Annotated in this window: 23 protein-coding genes; 22 read left to right on the top strand and 1 reads right to left on the bottom strand. The window is 48.9% G+C overall.

Annotated elements, in window-relative coordinates; genetic code table 11:
• Positions 1 to 69: 69 nt before the first annotated feature.
• Positions 70 to 930: a helix-turn-helix transcriptional regulator gene (locus ACOZB4_RS10655; protein ID WP_076324943.1), complete on the bottom strand. Its 861-nt coding sequence runs from the start codon at positions 928 to 930 to the stop codon at positions 70 to 72.
• Positions 931 to 1,124: 194 nt separating this feature from the next.
• On the opposite strand from ACOZB4_RS10655, the gene uxaC reads away from it, so the two are divergent.
• The 22 genes from uxaC (at position 1,125) to pduL (ending at position 23,936) form a co-directional block, all read left to right on the top strand.
• Positions 1,125 to 2,549, top strand: coding sequence for a glucuronate isomerase (uxaC, locus tag ACOZB4_RS10650; protein WP_379404855.1), 1,425 nt, complete (start codon positions 1,125 to 1,127; stop codon positions 2,547 to 2,549).
• Positions 2,550 to 2,611: 62 nt separating this feature from the next.
• Complete coding sequence (locus ACOZB4_RS10645) at positions 2,612 to 4,069, top strand: tagaturonate reductase (RefSeq protein WP_379404633.1); 1,458 nt, start codon at positions 2,612 to 2,614, stop codon at positions 4,067 to 4,069.
• Entirely contained in the window at positions 4,066 to 5,580 is a 1,515-nt protein-coding gene (locus ACOZB4_RS10640) for a UxaA family hydrolase (protein WP_379404631.1), read from the top strand. Before ACOZB4_RS10645 ends, ACOZB4_RS10640 begins: the two co-directional genes overlap by 4 nt.
• A 45-nt stretch (positions 5,581 to 5,625) precedes the next feature.
• Positions 5,626 to 6,738 (top strand): glycoside hydrolase family 88/105 protein, encoded by a 1,113-nt coding sequence (locus ACOZB4_RS10635; RefSeq protein WP_379404629.1) that lies wholly within the window; start codon positions 5,626 to 5,628, stop codon positions 6,736 to 6,738.
• Positions 6,739 to 6,930: 192 nt separating this feature from the next.
• Positions 6,931 to 7,743 carry a spore cortex-lytic enzyme gene (gene sleB / locus ACOZB4_RS10630; RefSeq protein WP_339266170.1) on the top strand — a complete coding sequence of 271 codons (813 nt, stop codon included), beginning with the start codon at positions 6,931 to 6,933 and terminating at the stop codon, positions 7,741 to 7,743.
• A gap of 125 nt (positions 7,744 to 7,868) precedes the next feature.
• Entirely contained in the window at positions 7,869 to 9,149 is a 1,281-nt protein-coding gene (yfmF, locus tag ACOZB4_RS10625) for an EF-P 5-aminopentanol modification-associated protein YfmF (RefSeq protein WP_339266169.1), read from the top strand.
• A gap of 3 nt (positions 9,150 to 9,152) precedes the next feature.
• A complete protein-coding gene (gene yfmH, locus ACOZB4_RS10620; protein ID WP_379404626.1) occupies positions 9,153 to 10,433 on the top strand; it encodes an EF-P 5-aminopentanol modification-associated protein YfmH in 1,281 nt (426 codons plus the stop codon).
• Positions 10,433 to 11,203: an elongation factor P 5-aminopentanone reductase gene (gene ymfI / locus ACOZB4_RS10615; RefSeq protein WP_379404624.1), complete on the top strand. Its 771-nt coding sequence runs from the start codon at positions 10,433 to 10,435 to the stop codon at positions 11,201 to 11,203. The genes yfmH and ymfI overlap by 1 nt, the downstream gene beginning before the upstream one ends.
• Before the next feature lie 108 nt (positions 11,204 to 11,311).
• Positions 11,312 to 11,566 carry a DUF3243 domain-containing protein gene (locus tag ACOZB4_RS10610; RefSeq protein ID WP_076324934.1) on the top strand — a complete coding sequence of 85 codons (255 nt, stop codon included), beginning with the start codon at positions 11,312 to 11,314 and terminating at the stop codon, positions 11,564 to 11,566.
• A gap of 204 nt (positions 11,567 to 11,770) precedes the next feature.
• On the top strand, positions 11,771 to 12,538 hold the full coding sequence (locus ACOZB4_RS10605) for a DUF3388 domain-containing protein (RefSeq protein WP_076324933.1): 768 nt from the start codon (positions 11,771 to 11,773) through the stop codon (positions 12,536 to 12,538).
• 47 nt (positions 12,539 to 12,585) lie between these two features.
• Positions 12,586 to 13,578 (top strand): helix-turn-helix domain-containing protein, encoded by a 993-nt coding sequence (locus ACOZB4_RS10600; RefSeq protein WP_076324932.1) that lies wholly within the window; start codon positions 12,586 to 12,588, stop codon positions 13,576 to 13,578.
• A gap of 77 nt (positions 13,579 to 13,655) precedes the next feature.
• Complete coding sequence (locus ACOZB4_RS10595; protein WP_144023504.1) at positions 13,656 to 13,829, top strand: DUF4175 domain-containing protein; 174 nt, start codon at positions 13,656 to 13,658, stop codon at positions 13,827 to 13,829.
• A 148-nt stretch (positions 13,830 to 13,977) separates the two neighbouring features.
• Complete coding sequence (locus ACOZB4_RS10590) at positions 13,978 to 14,469, top strand: YajQ family cyclic di-GMP-binding protein (protein WP_076324931.1); 492 nt, start codon at positions 13,978 to 13,980, stop codon at positions 14,467 to 14,469.
• 258 nt (positions 14,470 to 14,727) lie between these two features.
• On the top strand, positions 14,728 to 15,315 hold the full coding sequence (gene pgsA, locus ACOZB4_RS10585) for a CDP-diacylglycerol--glycerol-3-phosphate 3-phosphatidyltransferase (RefSeq protein ID WP_076324930.1): 588 nt from the start codon (positions 14,728 to 14,730) through the stop codon (positions 15,313 to 15,315).
• Positions 15,316 to 15,424: 109 nt separating this feature from the next.
• Positions 15,425 to 16,687, top strand: coding sequence for a competence/damage-inducible protein A (locus tag ACOZB4_RS10580; RefSeq protein WP_339266162.1), 1,263 nt, complete (start codon positions 15,425 to 15,427; stop codon positions 16,685 to 16,687).
• 289 nt (positions 16,688 to 16,976) lie between these two features.
• On the top strand, positions 16,977 to 18,038 hold the full coding sequence (gene recA, locus ACOZB4_RS10575; protein WP_076324928.1) for a recombinase RecA: 1,062 nt from the start codon (positions 16,977 to 16,979) through the stop codon (positions 18,036 to 18,038).
• Between the two features lie 139 nt (positions 18,039 to 18,177).
• Entirely contained in the window at positions 18,178 to 18,915 is a 738-nt protein-coding gene (locus ACOZB4_RS10570; protein WP_076324927.1) for a regulatory protein RecX, read from the top strand.
• A gap of 359 nt (positions 18,916 to 19,274) precedes the next feature.
• Positions 19,275 to 20,816 (top strand): ribonuclease Y, encoded by a 1,542-nt coding sequence (gene rny / locus ACOZB4_RS10565; protein ID WP_076324926.1) that lies wholly within the window; start codon positions 19,275 to 19,277, stop codon positions 20,814 to 20,816.
• Between the two features lie 127 nt (positions 20,817 to 20,943).
• The gene (locus ACOZB4_RS10560; protein WP_076324925.1) at positions 20,944 to 21,747 is read left to right on the top strand and encodes a TIGR00282 family metallophosphoesterase; all 804 of its coding nucleotides are present in this window, start codon (positions 20,944 to 20,946) and stop codon (positions 21,745 to 21,747) included.
• A 129-nt stretch (positions 21,748 to 21,876) separates the two neighbouring features.
• Positions 21,877 to 22,137 (top strand): stage V sporulation protein S, encoded by a 261-nt coding sequence (locus ACOZB4_RS10555; protein WP_006211249.1) that lies wholly within the window; start codon positions 21,877 to 21,879, stop codon positions 22,135 to 22,137.
• Positions 22,138 to 22,228: 91 nt separating this feature from the next.
• Positions 22,229 to 23,185 carry a dipeptidase gene (locus ACOZB4_RS10550; RefSeq protein ID WP_379404618.1) on the top strand — a complete coding sequence of 319 codons (957 nt, stop codon included), beginning with the start codon at positions 22,229 to 22,231 and terminating at the stop codon, positions 23,183 to 23,185.
• A gap of 178 nt (positions 23,186 to 23,363) precedes the next feature.
• Positions 23,364 to 23,936, top strand: coding sequence for a phosphate propanoyltransferase (gene pduL, locus ACOZB4_RS10545; protein ID WP_076324923.1), 573 nt, complete (start codon positions 23,364 to 23,366; stop codon positions 23,934 to 23,936).
• Positions 23,937 to 24,419 lie beyond the last annotated feature (483 nt).

Here is a 24,419-nt window from a genome sequence, read left to right as displayed (position 1 = left end):
ATCCCTTAACTTCAGAAAAAGGAAGCGAACAACCAGAATTTTGGGTTGATCGCTTCCTTTTTTGTTGGTTTACGGGATGCTGTGCCTTTTGCGGTATTTGCTTGCCGTCATTTTCATAAGTTTCTTAAAGGTTCGGTCAAAATGCGTCAGGCTTTCAAAGCCGATCGATTCGGCGATGTCCACGATTTTCAGGTCCGTATCCGTCAGAAGGCGCTGTGCCTCGCGAATGCGGGTGAGGTTCAGATAGTTAATGATCGTAAAGCCCGTAATTTCTTTGAATATCCGGGACAGGTAGAACGGGCTGATGTAGAAGGTTTCAGATAATTGCTGCAGCGTGATTTTGTCTGCGTAATGGGCGTGAATAAACTTAACGACGTCCGTGATTTTCTGATGGAGCGGGTTCATGGAGATGTGAGCAGGCAGCGAGGCGGAATGGGTTAACCGAGAGGTTTTAATTAATAACTCGGTAAGCAGTACCTGCAGCATGTATTCGTACGAAGCAGAGCCTTCTCTGATCTCATCGGCCATTTTATTCAAAATTTGCATGATGATTGCTTGCTCTGGAACGGTTAAACGCAGCAGCGGCGTATCCTGATTAAACATGCTCAGCAATCCGGATGCCAGCAAGGGGTGGCCTTTCCCCAGAAAAGAATCGCTAAAATTTATGACGATACGTTCATGCTCCGGATCGCCTTGACCCGAGGTTTTATGAACGTCGAATTTATTGATGAGAATGAGGTCTCCCGCCCGAATGGTGTACAATTTTTCTTTGATAAAATAATTGCGCTCGCCTGAAACCAGATAGTAGACTTCATAGGTTCCATGATAATGGTTATTTCGTTCAAAGGGCTTTGTGCGATGAATGCGATGGTAGTAAAATTCCCCTTCTTCTTCTCCGTAGGTTACGGTATGGGTATCGCTGGATATCATAATCGCCCCCGCTTCGTTTCAATTCCTTCATGATCAGGTCTATTCCAGTTCTTCAGTTATATTGTAGCAACTTCTATTGACCAAAACAAAGCAAGATATGTTGAATAATCCTTCAATTTCGCAATAAACGTGAAGAAATCCAACTGATGATGCCGTAACATAGTAGATAATCTACAGAAATGGGCGGTGTTATGATGAGACCTTTTATGGATGAACATTTTTTGCTCAACAACGAGACTGCGCGTACCTTATACCACGATTATGCAAAAGACATGCCAATCATCGACTACCACTGTCATCTGAGTCCGAAAATGATCTATGACAATCACCTGTTTGAGAACTTGACCGAAGCGTGGATTAACGGCGATCACTATAAATGGCGGGCAATGCGAGCCGCTGGAGTGGAAGAGGCATACATCACGGGCGGCCCGGGAGTGAGCGATTATGACCGCTTCTTGGCTTGGACGCGCACCGTTCCGATGACGATCGGCAATCCGTTATTCCATTGGTCTCATCTGGAGCTGCAAAGACTGTTTGGCATTAAGGATATCATTCATGAACAGAATGCCCCGCAGATATGGGAAGCGGCGAACAAGCGACTGCAGGAACATGATTTGACAACCCGGGGATTGATCGTTTCAAGCCGTGTGAAAGTCGTCTGTACGACAGATGATCCGACGGATAACCTGGATTATCATATCAAGTTGGCGGAGGAAGGCGATACCGGATTTCAGATGCTCCCCTCATTCCGTCCGGATAAGGGACTGGAGATTAACCGGGAGACGTTCCTGCCCTGGGTGAAGTTGTTGGCGGACCGAAGCCGGATGGAGATTACGGATTATTCGGTATTTCTGAAGGCACTTGAGCAGCGGGCTAAGTTTTTCCATTCGGTTGGCGGTCGGGTATCCGATCATGCGCTGGATTATGTGCCCTATCAAGAGGTTACGGAGAAGCAAGCGGCTGACATATTCCTGAAAGCGCTTAAAGGGGAGCGGGTTTCCCGTCAGGAGGAGGAACAATTCAAAACGTATACGCTGCTTTATCTCGGCCAAATCTATGCAAAACTCGGCTGGGTCATGCAATTTCATATTAATGCCCAGCGCAACAATAACACCCGGATGTTCCGAGAATTGGGCCCGGATACCGGTTATGATTCGATTCACGACAGTTCAATTGCGGTACCGCTCGTGAAGCTGATGGATCGGCTTGATCAAGAGCGGGCACTTCCGAGAACGATTCTCTATTCACTTAACCCAAGCGATAACGATATTCTCGCAGCACTGATCGGCAGTTTTCAAGGCGACGGCATTCCGGGCAAAATTCAGTTCGGATCCGCGTGGTGGTTCAACGATACCAAGGACGGTATGGTCGACCAGATGAGTAAACTCGGCAATATGGGGCTGTTAAGCCGCTTTGTTGGCATGCTGACCGACTCCAGAAGTTTCTTATCCTATACCCGGCATGAGTATTTCCGGCGGATTCTGTGCAATCTCTTCGGAGATTGGGTTACACGGGGAGAAGCGCCGGATGATCTTCTATGGCTCGGGGGAATTGTACAGGATATTTGTTACAACAACGCAGAGAGTTATTTCCGATTTGGCGGGATGGAAGGGAGATAGATCAGAACATGGATGCAAACACAGACCGTAGCCGAGCGCTGAAGTTGATAGGAAGGGATTCTTTGCCATTACAACAGCAGCACCACTTGGATATGTTGAACTACCCCGTTAAAGTGCTTCAAATAGGCGAGGGCAATTTTCTAAGGGGATTCTTCGATTGGATGATCTATGAATGCAACCTGCAGGGGTTATTTCAAGGGAGCGTTGCCGTCAGTCAGCCAAGACCTGGGGGACGACGCAAGCTGGAGCAGCTTCGAGAGCAGGAAGGGATTTACGGTTTGCTGACCCGAGGTATCCAGGATGGACGGAAGATAGAAGAAGAACGGTGGATCCCGGTGTTTTCAAAGATCATAGATCCTTATGCGGAATGGGAGAATTTCTTAAGGATCGCCGAGCTGGATTCCCTGGAGATCGTAGTCTCCAATACAACGGAAGCTGGTCTCGATTATCAGCTCAGTGACTGGAATCCGTCGGAACCACCGATGTCATTCCCCGCAAAGCTGACTATGCTTTTATATCGGCGTTATGAGTGTTATGAAGGCTCGCCGGACAAGGGCCTGTTGATCCTCCCATGCGAGCTGCTGGAACGAAACGGGGACATCTTGCGCTCGGTTGTGCTGCGGCATGCAGAGGATTGGGGCCTTTCGCCGGCTTTTCAGAGCTGGGTCGAGGAGTGCAACCTGTTTCTGAACTCACTTGTGGACCGGATCGTAACCGGTTATCCGGAAGAGGCTGAGCGCTATTTTGACCAATGGGGTTATGAAGACCGATTGTTGAACACGGCGGAGCCCTATTATTTCTGGGCTATTGAGGGCGACCCTTCATTGGAGTCCAGGCTGCCCCTGCAGTCAGCGGGTCTCCAGGCAAGATGGGTACCCGATCTGACCCCGTATCAAGTGAGAAAGGTAAGAATATTGAATGGAACGCATACGCTGATGGCTTCCATCGGTTTGCTTCGTGGTTTCACTGAAGTGAAAGAGATCGCAGAAAGCACGGAATGGGGAAATGACATTCGCGGCGCAATGCTGCAAGAGATCGTCCCCTTGGTGCCTCTCCCGTTGGAAGAGGTTACGGCATATGCCATATCTGTATGGGAGCGATTCCGCAATCCCTTTCTTCGGCACAAGCTCCAGGATATTGCCATGAACAGCATCTCTAAGTTCAAGGTGAGGCTTTTGCCAAGCTTAAAGGAATATGTCAGTTCGCACAACACGCTCCCAAGCCTCATCACTCGGGGATTGGCCTCCTTGATCCGTCTGTATCATGCCAAATCGGTCGAGGGGCAGTGGTACGGAACGTGTCTTGATGGTAAACAGATGCTGTTAAGAGATGATCCGGACAGCCTGATGACATTTTATCAAACGTGGCAAAAGGTAGAAGAGGGGGAATGGAGTATACGTCAGCTTGTGGCATCCATTCTTGGCAATCAGGCTTTATGGGGCGAGGATTTGAACCAGATATCCCATCTTCATGAAGTTGTAAGCGGCTATATCGAAGAAATGGAGCTGATCGAGACATGAGCGACATCGTCATACTTCACAACAAGGATGATGTAGGCATCGCGCTTCGTCCTTTGTCAGCAGGAGAACATGCCATCGGGCTTCTGAACGGGAAGGAGCATGCGATCGAGGTAACCGAGAACGTGCCCAAAGGTCACAAGGTGGCTCTTCGATTGATAGAGCCGGGCAGCCATGTTTTAAAATTCGGTTATTCGATCGGACTGGCGAAGGAAGTCATTTCGCCGGGACGATGGATCCATACTCACAATTTGAAAACCGGACTATCCGGTGAAGTGGAGTACCAGTATAATCCTAGTGCAAAATCAGTGCCTCAAGATTCGCCAACTGTTATGGAATCCTCGATGTTCCAAGGGTATATCAGATCAAGCGGTGAGGTTGGGATCCGCAACGAAATTTGGATCATCAACACCGTCGGCTGCATTAACAAAACCTGCGAGCTGTTAGCGCGTATGGCTGGCCAGCAGTTTCAAGGGAGAGGCATTGATGGAGTTTATCACTTCCCGCATCCCTACGGCTGCTCGCAGCTTGGAGATGATCTAAGCCATACCCAGCGTCTGCTCTCGTCCCTGGCCCAGCATGGCAATGCGGCAGGCGTGCTTATTATCGGGCTCGGCTGCGAGAATAATCAGATCGATCAAATGCAGGCCATGATTGGCGAGCAGGACGGAAAACGGATCAAGTATATGCGTGCTCAGGATATGGAGGATGAATTGGAGGAGGGCATGTCCCTCATATCCCAGCTTGTGGAACATGCCGAGACTTTCAAACGAACGGAAGTTCCTCTCTCCAAACTGAAGGTCGGACTGAAATGCGGGGGTTCGGACGGTCTGTCGGGCATTACAGCCAATCCGCTGGCGGGCCGCATTGCAGATACCATCACCGCTCACCGTGGCACAGCTCTGCTGACGGAGGTGCCGGAGATGTTCGGAGCCGAAACGATCCTGATGGACCGGGCAGCCGACGAACAGGTGTTTAAGGATATTACGGTGCTGATTAACAATTTTAAGCAATATTTCGTATCGCACGGACAGGAAATCTATGAAAATCCTTCTCCAGGGAATAAAGACGGTGGCATCACAACCCTGGAGGAGAAATCGCTGGGGTGCACTCAAAAAGGGGGAAATGCCACGGTGACCGATGTACTCCGTTACGGCGTGAGATCAACAAAGCCGGGGTTAAACCTGATAGAAGCGCCAGGCAATGATCTCGTATCGGTTACGGCCTTGGCTGCAGCGGGCGCCCATCTCGTCCTGTTCACAACGGGCAGGGGGACGCCGTTTGGCGGCCCGGTACCCACCGTCAAAATCGCGACCAATTCCGAACTGGCCGCTCGCAAAAAGCATTGGATTGATTTTAATGCAGGTGCTTTGCTGGAAGGCAAAAGCATGGAGGATCTCCATGAGGAACTCATGAATCGTATGGTCCAATTAGCCTCGGGTGTTGAACAGACGAGAAATGAACGCAATGGCTTCCGGGAAATATCCATTTTTAAGGATGGCGTCATTTTATAGCGTGAGTTGTTGGAACGATGGTTAGAAAAAAGAGGAGGAGCACATATGTCCAATCCTATTCAGCAGCAAGGACCGTTAACCTTATCACCCCTACAACTTGGCACCAAGGCTTGTCAATCGATCATGGGAACGTATTCGCCGGAGCAGCTGCCACCTGCAGGGCGGTGGCATTACCACCAGGGCGTATTTCTGGTTGGCATGTCTCAATTGTGGAAATTTAGCGGTGAGTCAAAGTTTTTGGATTACGTAAAGGGTTATGTCGATCATCTGGTGGACTCCAACGGGAATCTGCTGCTGGAGCGGGGGGAGCTGGACTCCGTTCAAGTGGGCCAACTCCTGATGGAGCTGGATGCTGTATGTCCCGAACATCGGTACAGGGCTGCCGCTGATAAACTGCTCCGTCTGTTATCTACGCTGAATCGGACCACGGATGGAGGATACTGGCATAAGGATCGCTATCCTTACCAGATGTGGCTGGACGGCTTGTATATGGGTGGCGTGTTCACGATGAAATATGCGCAGCAGTATAACGAGCCGCATTTATTTAACGAGGTGCTGTTCCAGGAGAGGCTGATGCGTTCCCATACCAAGAATCAGGCAACCGGGTTATTTTATCATGCTTGGGACGAGAGCAGAACGATGCCCTGGGCAGATCCGGTTAGCGGACAATCCCCGGAATTTTGGGGACGCGCGTTAGGCTGGTATGCGCTGTCGATCGTGGAATTCCTTGATTTACTGCCTGAGGATCATCCGGCGAGGGAAGAACTGGCTGTCGTGCTCCGCGAATTAAGTGAGGCGCTGGTGCGTTATCAGGATCCACTGACCGGGCTGTGGTATCAGGTTATAGATAAAGGGGGCCGGGAGGACAATTGGCTGGAAACCTCATGCTCCAGTCTCTTCATATATACCTTAGCCAAAGGAATCCGCCTCGGTTACCTGGATTCTTCCCTGATCTCACACGCAAGACACGGATATACTGGCCTGGCCCAATCCGTATATATGAATGATCAGGGGCATCTGGTTATGCCTAAAATCTGCATCGGCACAGGTGTCGGCGATTATAAGCACTATGTGGAAAGGCAGCAATGCGAGAATGATCTTCATGGGGTTGGAGCGTTGGTCATGGCGTGTGTAGAACTTGGCAGAACATCTGAATAAATCGGTGCAGGATCGTTAACTCTACTCCGAACGACAAGGAGCTGTTCCTTAGAGGAACAGCTCTCTTTGTGTTTCAATGATGTGCCGTCTTCGTTCGCTCCTCTCGCCGAACAGGTGCATAGGAAACTGGCAGGCTTGTCATAATAACGGTAGCGAGGCTTGTTAAACCACAAGAGAAAGGTAGAGCGCAGCATGAAAAACTCAAGAATCTGGATTCTGATCAGCATTGCGATCCTGTTATCTGCCGTTGTCTTCGCTCAGGGAGGCCTTAAAGCAGATCATTCAAATCTTCAGGAAGCTTTGCCAACCTTTAGCCAGCAGACCATCAAATTTGGTTCTACCGGCGAAGATGTGTATGAGCTGCAAGGCCGTCTGAAATACCTGGGCTTTTATCATGGCAAAATCGATAGCGTATTCGGTTCCAAAACCCAAGGATCCGTTAAATGGTTCCAATCGGAATTTGGCATGAAGGTTGACGGTATCGTAGGTCCGAAGGTCAAGCTTAAACTGTATAATGCAACCAAGGATTTCCGTCCGACCGCTCCGAAGCTTCATGAAGGTGGGGGCGGAGCAGCGGCCGGTGCGGGCGGCGGTACATCCAACAAGGAAGGCGGCAATAACAACTTAGCCTCTTCCAATACCATGGGACTTTCAGACAACGATTTAAGGATCATGGCGAATGCCGTTTATGGTGAAGCGCGCGGAGAACCGTTCGAAGGCCAGGTTGCCGTAGCGGCGGTTATTCTCAATCGAGTGAAATCTCCAAGCTTCCCTAACTCGCCGCATGGGGTTATATTTGAGCCGAGAGCCTTTACCGCTGTAGCTGACGGTCAAATATGGCTTGAGCCGAACGAGCAGGCGCGGAAAGCCGTAGAGCAGGCGCTAAATGGCTGGGATCCGACAGGGGGCTGTCTGTATTACTTTAATCCGAAAACAGCGACCTCGCCATGGATATGGACCCGCCCTCAAGTCAAAACCATCGGTCAACATATCTTCTGTATGTAAGCCGCAAACAACAGCAACCGGGGCCTGTCTTCGGTTGCTTCTTCACTTTGCAATGGGTTAGAATGAAAGTTATCTATGAAGTAAATTATGGCAACGACAATCCATGATGTAAGGGGATATGGACCTTGACGAAAACGGAATTTGAACACGGTATGGCCGGAGGAATACGAATTCACGTGTTGCCGACCAACCGATTCAAGACATTTGCGATATCGCTTTACGCCGGAAGTCCATTAGCAGAAGAAACCGTGACCTCGACCGCGCTTACACCTTTTGTGCTGCGCAGAGGAACCGTTTCATACCCGGAAACAAGAGCATTCCGAGAGCAGTTGGAGCAGTTATATGGCGCCGGATTTGGATTTGACGTGTATAAGCGTGGCGATTATCAGATCGTGCACTTTCGCATGGATACGATCAATGACTCTTTTGTTAAGAGTCCGGAGAGCCTGCTGCGCTCTTCATTTGCTTTTTTGGGTGAAGCTTTCACCCAGCCTGTGCTAGAGAATGGCGCATTCCGCAAATCTTATGTACAGACCGAGCGTGACACGGTCCGCAAGAAGCTGGAGTCCATCGTCAATGATAAGATTCGTTACGCCGCGGAACGCTGCATTGAGGTCATGTGCAAGAACGAACCGTATCGATTGCATCCGTTAGGAGAACGGAAGGATCTTGATGGTATCACGCCGGAAGGCTTGTATGAGTCCTATCAGAATTGGCTTAATGAATCTGTTCTTGATCTGTATGTAGTTGGCGATACGAGTTTGGATGAGGTGAAGAAGCTCGTAGAGGAGCATTTTAAACTGAACCGAACCGGAAGTAAGGATTATGTCCCTTCCACCACACGAACGGTCGCGAGCGAGACGCAGACGGTTGTGGAGAAGCTGGACATTAATCAAGGCAAGCTCAACATGGGCCTGAGAAGCACGATTACTTACGGCGATGATGAGTATGCCGCTGCGCTCATGTATAACGGGATTTTGGGAAGTTACCCGCATTCAAAGCTATTCGTTAACGTGAGGGAGAAGGAAAGTCTGGCGTATTACGCGTCGTCCCGATATGACGGTCATAAAGGGATTGCTACCATTCAGTCCGGCATCGAAGTTCAAAATTTCGAGAAGGCCGTCCAAATTATTCGCCAACAGCTTGATGACATGGCTAAGGGTGCCATTACGGATATCGAAATGACCCAAACGAAAGCGATGATTCGCAACGTAATTAAGGAAATGCAGGATTCGGCCTTTGAGATGATTGCCTATGACTTCAATCGAACGCTGTCAGGCCGGGAACGTACGCCGGATGAGCTGCTGCAGCAGGTGGAAGGCATTACAGTGGATGATGTGAAGCAGGCGGCTGCGGCATTTTCGCTGGATACGATCTATTTCCTGAAAGGTCAAAAGGAGGAATAGCCGGTGGAGAGCATTCATTATGACAACCTGCAGGAAACGCTGTATTACGAAGTGATGGATAACGGGCTGCACGTGTACGTGCTGCCTAAACCCGGCTTCCAGAAAACTTATGCGACCTTCGCAACCAAATACGGTTCGGTGGATAACCATTTCAAGGTCGAAGGCGAGTCCGAAACTCGCGTTCCTGATGGCATTGCGCATTTTCTCGAGCACAAAATGTTTGAGGAGCCGGAAGGCGACGTTTTTGCCAAGTTTGCCTCGAACGGTGCCTCGGCGAATGCATTTACAAGCTTTGACCAGACCGTGTATCTCTTCTCTGCCACGGAGAACATCCATGAAAATTTGGAGACACTGATCAATTTCGTGCAGAACCCTTATTTTACCGATCAGAACGTGGAGAAGGAAAAAGGGATTATCGGCCAGGAAATCAACATGTACCAGGACAATCCGGATTGGCGCGTATACTTCGGTCTGATCGAAGCGATGTATAAGGTGCATCCGGTGCATATTGATATTGCCGGTACGGTTGAATCCATCGGGACGATCACAAAGGAAGATCTGTATACGTGCTACAATGCGTTTTATCACCCGAGCAACATGCTGCTGTTCGTGGTGGGTGGCGTAGATCCTGTAGAAACGATGAACCTGATCCGTTCAAATCAAGCCGCGAAATCGTATGAGAAGCAAGGCTCCATTGAGCGTTTATTCGATCAAGAGCCGCAGGGAGTTGAAGAGAAGCGGAGAGAGAGCCGCCTGGCTGTATCACTTCCGAAATGCCTGTTCGGCTTCAAGGAGAAGCAGGTCGGTTTAACGGCCGAGGAGCAGCTGCGACGTGATTTGACAACGAAGCTGATGATGGATCTCCTGTTCGGATCCAGTACGGAATTGTATCAGCAGCTATATGACGAAGATTTGATTTCCGACAGCTTCGGCCATGAGTATAACAGTTCACCCCAGTATGCGTTCTCTGCGGTTGGCGGAGATACAAAGGATCCGGATCAACTGCTGGAGCGCATCCGCACTGAGGTGGATAAGCTAAAGGCAACCGGATTTCAGGTCTCCGACTTTGAACGTGCCCGCAAAAAGAAAATGGGCGGATATTTGCGTATGCTCAATTCCCCGGAAAACATTGCTCATGAATTCACTCGCTATCAATTCCGCGGGGTGGATTTCTTCAAGGTTCTTTCGGTTTATGAATCCATTACCATTGAAGATGTAAACCGCCGCCTGCAGGAGCATGTCGATTGGGATCAATTGGCCGTATCAATCGTTGTGAGTCCGTAATGAAGCAAGACATGGGAAGAGAACTGAAACCGATCGGGGAAATGACGGTGCTGATCACCGGTGCGAGCAGAGGCATTGGTGCGGCTGTTGCCGAGCGCTTTGCCTCGGTACGCATGAATGTGGTTATTCACTATATGAATTCGCATGAAGCGGCCAATGAAGTTGCCCGTCGCTGTATGGGCTATGGAGCTAAGGTATTAACCGTATCTGCGGACCTTCGCGACAAAGAGCAGATATTGCGCATGAAAGAGAAGCTGCAGAGTCATGATATGGAGCCCGATATCCTGGTAAACAACGCCGGGGTATCCCATTATGGGCTTCTGTCTGACGTGACGGAAGAAGAGTGGGACACTTTGATGTCCATTAACCTGAGAGGGATGTTTCTGTGTTCCCAGGCGTTTATGGGGCGTATGATCTCTCATCGTTTTGGCAGGATTATCAATGTGTCCTCGATCTGGGGTTTATCGGGTGCCTCCTGCGAGGTATTGTATTCAACAAGCAAGGGCGGCGTTAACGCCTTTACGAAGGCCCTTGCGAAGGAGCTTGCCCCATCAGGCGTGACGGTGAACGCCGTTGCACCCGGAGCGGTGGATACGTCCATGCTGGGGCATCTGGAATCGGATGAAATCCGCATGCTGGAGGATGAGATTCCGGTCGGCAGATTGGCACAGCCGGATGAGATTTCATCACTGGTGTATTTTCTGGCGCTGCCCGAGTCGGGATACATTACCGGGCAAGTGATCAGCCCAAATGGCGGCTGGGTGACCTGATCGTCGTTCGTGGTGCAATTCACCACTCATAAGGTATTGATTACGGGGACATATTACTATTGTTACTTTAAATCTGAATTGCCACCACGCAAAAGGAGGATTTAACTCATGTCATCCGTAATCAAAAACTTTGATTCTTGGAAGAAATTCCTGGGCGATCGTGTCGTTCAAGCCGAGAAAGCGGGTATGAGTGAAGACACCATTTCTCAGCTGGCTTATGAGATTGGTGATTTCCTTGATGAGAAGGTTGATCCGCAAAACTCATCCAACCGGGCACTGAAAGAATTGTGGGATGTAGGTAACGAGGAAGAACGCCACGTTATCGCGCGTCTGATGGTGAAACTGGCCAAGAACAACGCATAACCCTCTTGCAAAAAGCCCCCCGCCAACGGGGGCTTTTTGTCAAGAAAAAAGAATGTAATTTTCATGTCATCGTTAATACTTGCCTTTCATTTTTATTTTATATATCATTAACGTGACCCATTTTTCATTTGACCTGTTTTTGCGTGCGATTTTCGCTGAAATTTGTCGAATATTGATGGAAAAGAAGTGCAAAGAGGTGTCTTTGTGGAATCGAATCAATGGTACATGGAATACAAGATACATAAGAACCGACCTGGTTTGCTCGGTGACATTGCATCCGTGTTAGGTATGCTCGAAGTCAACATCCTGACAATTAACGGCGTTGAAGGCCAAACTCGCGGAATGCTGCTGGAAACGGATGATGAAGAAAAAATTATCCTGATGGGCAAAATGTTAAACAAAATGAAAAATATTACGGTAACAGCCTTGAGACCCCCAAAACTGGTGGATATTTTGGCTGTCCGACATGGACGATATATTGACCGGGACTCGGATGATCGTAAAACGTTTCGTTTTACGCGTGATGAGCTCGGTTTACTTGTTGATTTTTTGGGTGAATTGTTCAAAAGGGAAGGTAATCAGGTCATCGGTCTTCGCGGAATGCCTCGCGTCGGCAAAACCGAGTCCATTATCGCTGGCAGTGTCTGCGCGATGAAGCGCTGGACGTTTGTCTCCTCTACGCTGCTCCGCCAAACCATTCGCAGTCAACTCTCTGAGGACGAGATGAACTCGAACAACGTTTTCATCATTGACGGGATTGTCAGCACGATCCGATCGAATGAGCGCCACTATCAACTCCTGCAGGATATTATGGGGATGGGGAGCACGAAGGTGATCGAGCATCCGGATATTTTTGTTCGCGAATCCGAATATTCCTATGATGATTTCGACATTATAATCGAATTGCGAAACAATCCGGAAGAGGAAATCGTTTATGATACGTTCACGGGCTCTTATAGTGACGATTTATAATATTTTTTTGACTTTGACCACGAAATTCTAAAGTAGGAGGTGATGGCATGTCCGAACTGGGACAGCAATTGAGGGAGGCGCGTCTACAAAAAGGGATGAGCCTTGATGATGTGCAGGAAATGACAAAAATACGCAAGCGATACTTGGAAGCCATCGAGGCAGGGGATTACAAAGTACTTCCCGGCAGTTTTTACGTGCGGGCATTCATCAAAACCTATGCGGAAGCGGTGGGGATTGACCCGGACGAACTGCTTGAAGGCCATAAACAGGATGTGCCTAAATCCGAACCGGAAGCGACCATGGAGCCGGTTATTCAAAAGCGTGCCACCAGACCTTCAGCCGAACGGAACATGAAATGGCTGCCTACTCTGCTGATGTGGACATTCCCGATTCTGATCGTTGTCGTCATTTATTTGGTGGCAATCAATTCGAATGAGCCTAAGGATGAACCTCAGGTAAGCAATAATGACCAGACGCAGACGGATCAAGCGCAAAAGCCGGAAGATTCTGGCAATACGGATCCCGCCACGCCAGGTGACGGAGCGCAGGGCGGCGATAACGCCACGGACGGTACAGGTAACGAAGGCACAGACGGTGAAGGCACAGACGCAACGGATGGAACAGATGGCACGGACATCGATGAACCAGGGAATACAACGCCTGGAGCAACTACGGTGACGCAGGACCGGACGGAAGGCAAGAACACCGTATTTAAGGTATCAGGCTCGTCTGTGAAGGTTGAAATTGTGGCAACAAGTGAAGGAAAGAGCTGGGTAGAAGTGTATCGTGGTTACAATACCTCCGGGGAGAAGCTGGCTTTCCAAATGCTTGAGAATGGTGCTGCGCTCAGCTTTGACCTGGATAGCCAGGGACTCTACGTGAAATCGGGGAATTCCGCTGCAACCACCATTACGGTTGGCGGCCAGCCCGTAACAGATGGGAAATCAACGTCGCGTATCTTGCTGGAGCCGGCAGATGGTTCCACAGGGACTACGGATACCAGTACTACTGACTCTACAGGCACTACGGATGTAGAATAATTGTCTCACCTCCAGGCCATCATAACAGCATGCAGCTGCATGCTGTTATTTCGCTTCATGGAAGAGGTGTTGCTTTCGTGACGGTCAACTGGATTATATTCGGATTAGGCGTCATCGTCAGCCTCTTGGGCTATTATTTGATTCCAAGCGACTGGGGATATGGCATATTAGGCTTTGGACTGGCACATATTTTGCTTGGTATATTGAGCATGTTCCGCCGTCCGGTGCAGGATGAGAAAGCTAGCAGTTGAAGGAGCAGACTTCGTTTTCGCCGAGTGTTGGCGATAAGCGGAGTCTTTTTCGTTCCAGATCCACCCGCTGATCCTTAATGGGATTAGACTTGTCTCTATGTTTTACCTATAATAGAAGCATTATCGTTAATGAAAGGAAGGATTCACCATGGCTTCAGAAAATTCATTTGATATCGTATCCAAAATGGATATGCAGGAACTTAGTAATGCGGTTAATCAGGCGGAGCGGGAGATTGAGAACCGTTTTGACTTCAAGGGCAGCAAGAGCAGCTTGAAGCTGGACAAGGACGCACTGGTCATTGCATCCGATGACGAGTATAAACTCAACGCCGTTATTGATATTTTGCAAACCAAGATGGTGAAACGGGGCTTGTCGCTGAAAAATGTGGAGTACAGCAAGATCGAGCCGGCTTCCATGGGTACCGTTCGCCAGCGTTTGACCTTAAAGCAAGGAATCGATCAGGAAAATTCGAAAAAGATCAATATATTGATCCGTGATTCCAAGCTGAAGGTCAAGAGTCAGATTCAAGGTGACCAAATTCGGGTAACCGGAAAAAACAAGGACGATCTTCAACAGATCATGCAGCTGCTTCGCAAAGCGGATCTTTCTCTGGACCTGCAGTTCACCAATTTCAAATAAACGCCGTCACAGGCTCACGTAGGATTGGATGGACAGGTTGTTTCTTTTGACAGGGCGTCAACGGAAATATTATACTAAAAAACGATATATAAGGATTAACGTATACATAGATCACTGGGGGATGAATATGACAGACAGCGCTTCACGCTTCAAACCCTTTAGGCTCTTGGGAAGAGCGACCCTATTGAAGTACAGATGGTTAACAGTCGCGGGGTCTGCGAAAATTTCAAGACAACCCGTTGCAAGGGAGGTTGCCCCATGAATTTACCCAATCGTATCACGTTGGCCCGCATTTGCTTGATCCCTGTCATGATGATTTTTCTGCTGGTGGATTTCGATTTTTATCCGGCTCCTATTGTATGGAATGATTTTGTCCTGCCCTATAACCAATTGATTGCGGCTTTGATATTCATACTTGCTGCAAGCACGGATGGGATTGACGGGTATTTGGCCCGGAAAAACAATATGGTGACAAACCTGGGTAAACTTATGGATCCGCTCGCGGACAAACTGCTGGTGGCAGCTATCCTCATATCGCTTGTGGAGATGGGGAAATGTGAATCATGGATTGCTGTTGTCATTATCAGCAGAGAATTCGCGGTTACTGGCTTGAGACAAATTGCGCTCCTGGAAGGTTCCGTCGTTGCAGCAGGTCAATCAGGAAAAATCAAGACGGTGATTCAGATTGTGGCAATTGTCGCGCTTCTGATCAATAATTTCCCGTTTGTATTCTTGGGAATTCCGTTTGATGTCATTGCAATCTGGGCTGCCGCGATAATTACGATCTATTCGGGAATCGAATATTTTGTCCAGAACAGGCATCTTCTTAAAGGTACCGGGGCATAACGGCAATAGGAGCTATCCTATTGCTTTTTTCTTCCGCAGGGTAATAAATTTGTGACGGCGAGTGGCGAGTATTGTGAAGAGATAGAAGATACAGGAGGATCGACGAATCATGAAAGCAGAAATCATTGCAGTTGGAACCGAACTTCTCCTTGGACAGATTGTGAATACCAATGCACAGTATTTGTCCAGACAGCTTGCCTCAATGGGAATCGATGTGTACTATCAAACCGTTGTTGGGGATAACATGGAGAGGCTCAAGGAGACCTTGCGGCTGTCCAGCAGCAGAGCCGATATCGTGCTTCTGTCCGGCGGCCTGGGCCCCACACAGGATGACCTGACGAAGGATGCGCTCGCATCCTTTCTGAATCGTTCATTGCATATTGATCGGATGGCTATGGACCGGATCGAACGTTTCTTCCAAGAACGGGGATCCGTAATGACCGAGAACAATCGGCGCCAGGCCCTGGCTATCGAGGGAGGGACTCCGCTTCCGAACGAAACAGGCCTCGCCGTCGGGAACGCGGTATCGTATGAAGGCACTCATTATATTGTGTTGCCCGGACCGCCGAAAGAACTGATGCCGATGTTTGAACAGGAGGCCAAGCCTTGGCTTCTGCAGCATGTGCTTACGGGAGAGCTTCCCATCTATTCGAAGATGCTCAAATTCGCAGGCATCGGGGAGTCCGCGCTTGATAAGCGCCTGGAAGACCTGATTACGGCCCAGACCGATCCGACGATTGCATTGTATGCCAAGGAAGGGGAGGTCACCGTCCGAATCTCCACGAAGGCCTCCAGCGAGGCTGAGGCGATGGTCCGGCTGAATGAACTGGAAGCCCGGATCCAGGAGAGAGGCCCTGAGTTTATGTATGCTAACGAGGATGTGCCCATTGAGAAGGTTATCGTGGATATGATGGCAGATCATAGCTGGACGCTGAGCGCCGCGGAGAGCTGCACGGGAGGCCTTGTAGCAGAGACGCTGACCTCCATCCCCGGCAGCGCATCGATGTTCCTTGGCGGGATCGTCTGTTACACTAACCAGATCAAGGAGAAGCTTGTGCATATCCCGCATGCGCTGCTTGAGGGGGATGATGCGCCGGGAGCCGTCAGTGCGGAGGTTGCCGAAGCGCTTGCAGATCATGTTCGGATGGTAACCGACAGCGACTTTGGTTTATCGGTAACGGGCGTAGCAGGTCCAGGGTACGCTGAACGCAAGCCTATAGGTCTTGTTTACATCGGATTGTCTCAACGGGGAAAAGAAACAGAAGTGTATGAGCTGCACCTCCAGGGTAACCGTGAGACGATCCGGCTCCGTGCGACGAAGGCGCTGCTCTACCGGCTTTGGCAGCGTCTTGTTGCCTCCAAACAAGATTAATTTTGCGAAAATAGAGATATCCGCTTTTCAAAAAAAGTAAATAATTTACACCTTGCTTGGTACCTCTTCTTGAATTAACCAACAGTTCCAAGTATAATGGGAAATACGGAAGAACCGTGGCATATCGAATGATGTTGCCACGGTTCTTGTTCTTTATACATAGGGGATGGAGCATATACCGGAAGGGGCGTTGAATAAAAAAAAACGAATGTATGTTCGAAAAAAAGCTTGGCAAACGTGTCAAAACAAGGTATGATATGACTATCAACAGTGAAGGGTTGTGGAACAATTGTCAGATCGTCGTGCTGCGCTGGAAATGGCGCTTCGTCAGATAGAGAAACAGTTCGGAAAAGGTTCCATCATGAAACTGGGTGAATCCACCCACATGCAAGTTGAGATTGTGCCGAGCGGATCGTTGGCATTGGATATAGCTTTAGGAACCGGCGGATTGCCTAGAGGCCGGATTATTGAAGTGTACGGACCGGAATCCTCCGGTAAAACAACAGTAGCCCTCCATGCTATTGCGGAAGTTCAGAGGGCTGGTGGACAGGCCGCATTTATCGATGCCGAGCATGCTCTGGATCCATCGTATGCAAGTAAACTGGGCGTTAATATTGATGAATTGCTGCTCTCCCAACCGGACACGGGTGAGCAGGCGTTGGAAATTGCGGAAGCTCTGGTACGCAGTGGTGCAGTGGATGTCATCGTTATTGACTCGGTTGCTGCGCTTGTTCCAAAAGCTGAAATTGAAGGCGACATGGGGGACTCCCACGTGGGTCTGCAAGCTCGTCTGATGTCCCAGGCTCTTCGTAAATTGTCGGGTGCTATTAATAAATCGAAAACGATTGCCATCTTTATCAACCAGCTTCGTGAGAAGGTTGGTGTTATGTTTGGTAACCCTGAGACGACTCCAGGCGGACGTGCTCTGAAGTTCTACTCGACGGTTCGTTTGGATGTGCGTCGAATTGAGAGCATCAAGATGGGGAACGATGTGGTGGGTAACCGCACACGGATTAAGGTTGTTAAGAACAAGGTAGCGCCACCTTTCAAACAGGCTGAGCTTGATATTATGTACGGTGAAGGCATCTCTAGAGAGGGAAGCCTAATCGATATCGGAACGGACCTCGATATCGTGGATAAGAGTGGTGCATGGTATTCTTATGCAGGTGACCGTCTTGGCCAAGGACGTGAGAATGCGAAGCAATTCTTGAAGGAGAATCCGGAGATTGCTAGTGTTATCGAGAACAAAATCCGTGAAGCGAGCAATCTGACTACGGCTGTTCCTGAGCCTTCCGAGAAGGATAAGGAACAAGAGGAAATAGAAGAGCAAGAGTTGTTTAAAGTAGAGTAGTAAATTGCTGGTTAACGATTAAGTGTTGAGGACTGTCCGGTGTTTGTAACACCAGACGGTCTTCTTTGCATTTATCCAGAATTGAGAGTCAGTCTTGGTTATTTTACTCAGGATGGCGCGGTAGTGAGAGGAGCGACATATGGAAGAAGAGAATAAAGAAATGTCGGAGCAGGCAGAATCATCAGGTATTGAGCATTTTCCGGCTCACGAGGATTTGGTTGTAACTTCAGTCGAAATGCTGAAAAAGCCCAAACATCGATACCGAATCGCGTTTGGTCCGTACCTCATGACCGTTCATGAAGATGTAATGCTGAAATACAGGATGTTCAAGGGAAATGTTTTTCGTAAGGAAGAGTTGGAAGAAATTATCGTGGCCGACGAGCGACAGCGGGCTTACGTAGAGGCGTTGAATCATCTGGCTAGGAAGCCAAGAACAGCCAAGGAGATCACCCAGCGACTGCAGCAAAAAGGTTTCGAGCCGAGCAGCGTGGAGACGACGCTGGAGCGCCTGGAGAAGGACAAGCTGATTGATGACGCGTTATACGCCAAGATGTGGACAGAGCAGCGAATGACCAGCCATAAGAAGGGACGGCTGTGGGTCAAGCAGGAACTGAGACAGAAGGGAATCGGCACGGAGCTGATCTCCGAGGCATTGGGCGAGATCAGTGCAGATGCCGAATTGGAGAGCGCGCTCGCCGTGGGACGGAAAAAATGGCAGCAAACCCATGGGGAGATGCTGGATCGCAAACGTAAAACGGGAGCATATTTAATGCGTAGGGGCTTCGGCGGGGACCAGGTGCGTCAGGTACTCAAACGTCTGGTCGATGAGGATCAGCAACAGGGTGAGTGGGACGATGGACTGGAAGATTTCGAATAAAGGGCAAATTGGGCACTTTTTCGTGAAAGAAATGGTTTCGTTGGATGAAACTGACGTTTACCCATTGCTTTCCCTTGACAATATCTTTTTATAAATACTAAAATAAATATGAATCTTTTTATCATAAATTAGAATCCTTTTTCCTTCCAAAAAAGTGACTACTTTGTGAAAGATTCTTAAATCGCCAATTCATAGTGAAATGTATTCCGCTGGGTAAGGCGGGATTTGCGTACGTGATACGGCGTTCGCAGTATGGACGGCAGCTTCCACTGCCGGAAAATTTTATGTATGAATGAGTAACCTGACAATTGCACATTTCCCAAGGAATGCCTTGGAGGAACCAACGAGGAGGTGATCAGATGCATCCAATTTGGTGGATCATAATCGTTCTCGTTGTAGCCGCTATATTCTTTGGGTTCGGTTATTTTATTCGCAAATCCCTTGCAGAAGCTAAAATTTCCAGTGCCGAGCATGCCGCTTTGCAGATCGTAGAAAGTGCGAAGAAGGAAGCAGAAGCATTGAAGAAAGAAACGGTTCTCGAAGCTAAAGACGAAGTTCATAAAATCAGAGCCGAAGCTGAAAAAGACACTCGTGAGCGCCGGAATGAAATTCAACGGCAGGAGCGCAGATTGTTGCAAAAGGAAGAGTCGCTGGATAAAAAAATAGAATCTTTGGAACGTAAAGAAGAACAAGTGGCGAACAAAGAGAAACGAATAGAAGAGACCCAGCAGCAAATCGATGCCATTTACAAGAAACAAACGACAGAATTGGAGCGCATCTCCAACCTGTCGATGGAGGATGCCCGCAGCATTATTCTCAGTAATGTTGAGCAGGAAGTTCGTCATGAAACCGCTCAGATGATTAAAGAAATCGAGCAGCAGGCGAAGGAAGAGGCAGATAAGAAATCACGCGAGATCATCACGCTGGCTATTCAACGCTGTGCGGCTGATCACGTAGCTGAGACCACGGTATCTGTAGTCACCTTGCCGAATGAAGAAATGAAGGGCCGGATTATCGGACGTGAAGGCCGAAACATTCGTGCGCTTGAGACCCTTACAGGGATTGACCTTATTATCGATGATACTCCGGAAGCTGTTATTCTCTCCGGTTTTGATCCGATTCGCCGTGAAATTGCCCGTACAGCTTTGGAAAAGCTCGTGGCAGACGGACGGATTCATCCGGCTCGTATCGAAGAAATGGTGGAGAAATCCCGCAAGGAAGTGGACGAACGCATTCGCGAGTACGGAGAACAAGCCACTTTCGAGGTTGGCGTACACGGTTTGCATCCAGATTTGATCAAAATTCTGGGTCGACTGAAATTCCGTACAAGCTATGGACAAAATGTGTTGAAACACTCCATGGAAGTGGCCTATTTGACTGGCCTGATGGCCGGCGAGTTGGGCGAAGACATCGTGCTTGCGAAACGGGCAGGACTGTTGCATGACATCGGTAAAGCGCTGGATCATGAAGTGGAAGGATCGCACGTTGAAATCGGCGTGGAGCTGGCGAAGAAGTATAAGGAACATCCGGTGGTTATCAACAGCATTGCCTCTCATCACGGTGATTGTGAAGCAACTTCGGTTATTGCCATGCTGGTTGGCGCAGCTGACGCATTGTCTGCTGCCAGACCGGGAGCACGCAGAGAGACGCTTGAGACGTATATCCGTCGTCTTGAGAAGCTCGAAGAAATTTCCGAATCCTTTGAAGGCGTTGAGAAATCCTATGCCATTCAAGCAGGACGTGAAGTTCGTGTCATGGTACAGCCTGAGAAAATCGACGATGCTGAAGCATTCCGCCTGGCACGCGACATTACCAAAACGATTGAGAATGAACTGGATTATCCGGGTCATATCAAAGTCACCGTTATCCGGGAAACCCGAGCGGTGGATTACGCAAAATAGAGTTTGGACCTTAAAAAGTGGCCGCAATCCGGCCACTTTTTATCTTTAAAATTTCCGAAAATACAGTTCGGACATTTATGAATCGGGAACGGTCTTGCCGGGAATCAGGACAAGCATCCCTGAAGGAGTGATTGACATCAACGTATTATTCATCGGAGACATTGTCGGCAGTACAGGTCGTAAAGCTTTGAAGGCTTCCCTTCCGGAGCTGAAGTCCAAATATAATCCGCACATCATTATTGCCAATGGGGAGAATGCAGCTTCAGGACGCGGCATTACCTCGGCCATAGCCAATGAATTTTTTAATTGGGGCATTCATGGCATCACCTTGGGAAACCACACATGGGATAACAAGGATATTTTTGAGTTTATCGATGATGAGCCTCGCATGATTCGTCCGGCAAACTTTCCGCCCGGCACACCGGGCCGCGGATACACGATCATCAAAGCGAACGGCAAACAGCTAGCGATTGTGAATTTACAGGGACGAACATTCCTGCCAGCGATCGATTGCCCGTTTCGTGCAGCCGATGACATTGTGGATGAACTTCTCCAGAAGACGAAGTGCATTCTGGTGGACTTCCATGCAGAGGCAACCTCGGAGAAGATTGCCATGGGATGGCATCTGGAAGGCCGCGCCTCGATGGTGGTTGGAACGCACACCCACGTACAAAGCAATGACGACACCATACTGCCTGGAGGAACAGCTTATATTACGGATACCGGCATGGTCGGTTCCAAGGAAGGCATCCTCGGCATGCAGCGCGATGCGGTAATGTATAAGTTCAAGACCCAGCTTCCTGCTCGTTTCCAGGTCGACGAAGGCAAATGGCAGTTCCATGCCGTATGCGTGGATATGGATGAGGAAACGGGAAGAGCCCGGAAGATACAGAAAATCCGCATGTACGAAGACGAATGGCGGATGGATTAAAAAAGGCGGAATCCGTTTAATTAAATTAGGAACGGATGGTAAAAAGCAGGAATTTTTTCCCCTCTCACGAATAACATCTAGTAAGCGGAAGCAAACCATCACTCAACATTCCCAGGGGAGGTACTTACCATGGAAGTATTAAAAGTTTCAGCAAAATCCAATCCTAATTCAGTTGCAGGGGCGCTCGCTGGAGTTCTTAGGGAGCGAGGCGGGGCGGAACTGCAAGCGATTGGGGCGGGAGCACTGAACCAGGCCATTAAAGCGGTAGCAATTGCCCGGGGATTTGTAGCACCGAGCGGGGTGGATTTGATTTGTATCCCTGCTTTTACGGATATTGTGATTGATGGCGAAGACCGGACGGCAATTAAATTGATCGTAGAACCTAGATAAATTTCGAATGTTGAGGTATTAGCCTGTTTACTCTCCTTGGTGTAAACAGGCTTTTTGCTGTGATAAGTTTAGAAGGGAGATGAATGGCGCGATGCGGACGGTTGATTTTCACTGTGATGTTTTGAGCAAAATGTGGGAAGATTCCCAAGCCTCCTTTGTGGATGACCCGCATTTGGATGTAACGCTGCAGCGCATGGAGGAGGGCGATCTGGTCCTTCAGGTGTTCGCTGTTTTTTTATCGGAGAAATGGGGGAGACCCTCCTTTGAACGGGTGCTGGGACAAATAGATACTTACCGCAGCCGCATTGTTAAACCGGGTCATCTGAAGCCACTGCTCTGGCAAGAACAAGTCCAAGAGTTCGGACAACGGAAGAATGGACGGTACGGCGTTCTGTCGCTGGAAGGCGTTGACGGGCTGGAGGGGAATCTATATTACGTCCAGCTCTTGTATGAGATGGGCGTTCGTTTTATGGGGATTACCTGGAATTATGCGAACTGGGCTGCAGATGGAGCATTGGAGCAGCGAAATGGGGGATTCACAGAACGGGGGCGTCAACTGGTAGAGCTATGCAATTCGACAGGTATTATTCTGGATGTGTCCCATCTGTCCCAAGCTGGCTTCTGGGAGCTCGCGGAGCTGACCAAAGGGCCCATCATCGCCTCGCATTCCAATGCGTACTCCGTCTGCCAGCATCCCCGGAATTTGAATGATGAACAGATAAGGGCATTAATCGCGCTAAACGGGATGATCGGAATCACGTTTGTGCCCTGGTTTATCCGCAGTGGAGTAGAGCGTGTCAAGCCGGAGGACATATTGCCGCACATCGAGAAAATTTGTGAGATGGGCGGAGAGAAGCACATCATGTTTGGTTCGGATTTCGACGGGATTGATCAATGGGTAGCCGGACTTGAGCATCCGGGCCGGTATTCGGATTTTCAAGAGCTGCTGCTTAAACATTATCCTGAATCGATGGTCAAGGGCTGGATGTCGGAGTATGCCCTCCGTTTTCTTGAGCAGAATTTACCTTCATTGTCAGCTCAAGCGTAGTAACCTTTCGCATAACGACCATGATTCGAGGATAACTTTGACAATCCTGTTGCAGATTGCTCATGAAACGGAAGAAGGCGGCCTGAATCACCCGGGTTGCCTTTTTATTTTTGGGTAATAGAGAGTATAATAGGTGATGGCATGTACAGCATATAGAGAAAAACAAGGAGTGAGACAGATGAGTAAAACTGTACCTGTGGGTGTATCCGCCCGCCATATTCATTTAACCCAAGAGCATATTGAGGCATTGTTCGGCCCTGGATATCAGCTTACAGAGTTCAAACCATTGTCCCAACCAGGACAATTCGCAGCCAACGAAACGGTAGCGGTCATTGGAACGAAGGGACAATTCGATAAAGTAAGAATTTTGGGACCTGCACGTCCTGCAACCCAGTTGGAAATTTCCCGCACGGATTCCTTCGCCATCGGTGTAAAAGCACCCGTACGCGAATCCGGAAACATCGCCGGTACCCCGGGTATCACGATTAAAGGCCCGGCAGGTGAAGTAACGGTGGACGAAGGTGTTATCGTAGCTGCTCGTCACATTCACTTCCATACGTCCGTTGCGGATCAATGGGGGATTAAAGACAAGGATCTGCTGAAGGTACGCTTAGGCGGCGAACGCGGTCTTGTACTGGAGAATGTCATTGCCCGCGTATCCGATAATTTTGCGCTCGACATGCACATCGATACCGATGAAGCTAACGCTGCTGGCGCCAAAACCGGAGACACTGCTGAAATTATTGATTAATCCATAGCTTCAGTAAACCTTTATGAACATACTGTATGTGTCACGCATGTGCTGCTGTTAAGCGATCACAGCTGGAAGAGCCTGAGTCGATTCACTTCGATTTCAGGCTCTTTTTTGAAATTTCCCAAGGGTTTAAATGTTTCGGGAAGCCAATTTGAAGGAGAAAGTTCATCTGTTAAGGTTTAGCCTCAATAACGCCAGGGTGGTAGCTTAGGCAATAAGATCATGATATAATTTAAAACAGTGCCTAATTAGAGGTAGTTCAAAAAGTCATCTTTTGATCACGAAGCAGCACATGAAGCTTAATCGACATCGAATATTGAATTCAGCCGGGCCTTCCGGTGCTCACGTAGGTTTTGCCTACGCTCCGCTCCTCAGTCCCTAGCTTCATCCAACCTTCTCGGTGCTGAAAACCTGACTTTTTGAACACGTACTATTTAAGATATTTTGTCATGTAAACCAAAGATTTTGCGGATCTAAGGA

Origin of the sequence: Paenibacillus sp. NPDC058898 (assembly GCF_049316025.1) — a bacterium.
Taxonomy (GTDB): domain Bacteria; phylum Bacillota; class Bacilli; order Paenibacillales; family Paenibacillaceae; genus Paenibacillus_AQ.
The sequence above is the reverse complement of the archived record's forward strand: the minus strand, read 5'-3'. Positions and strand labels throughout refer to the sequence as shown.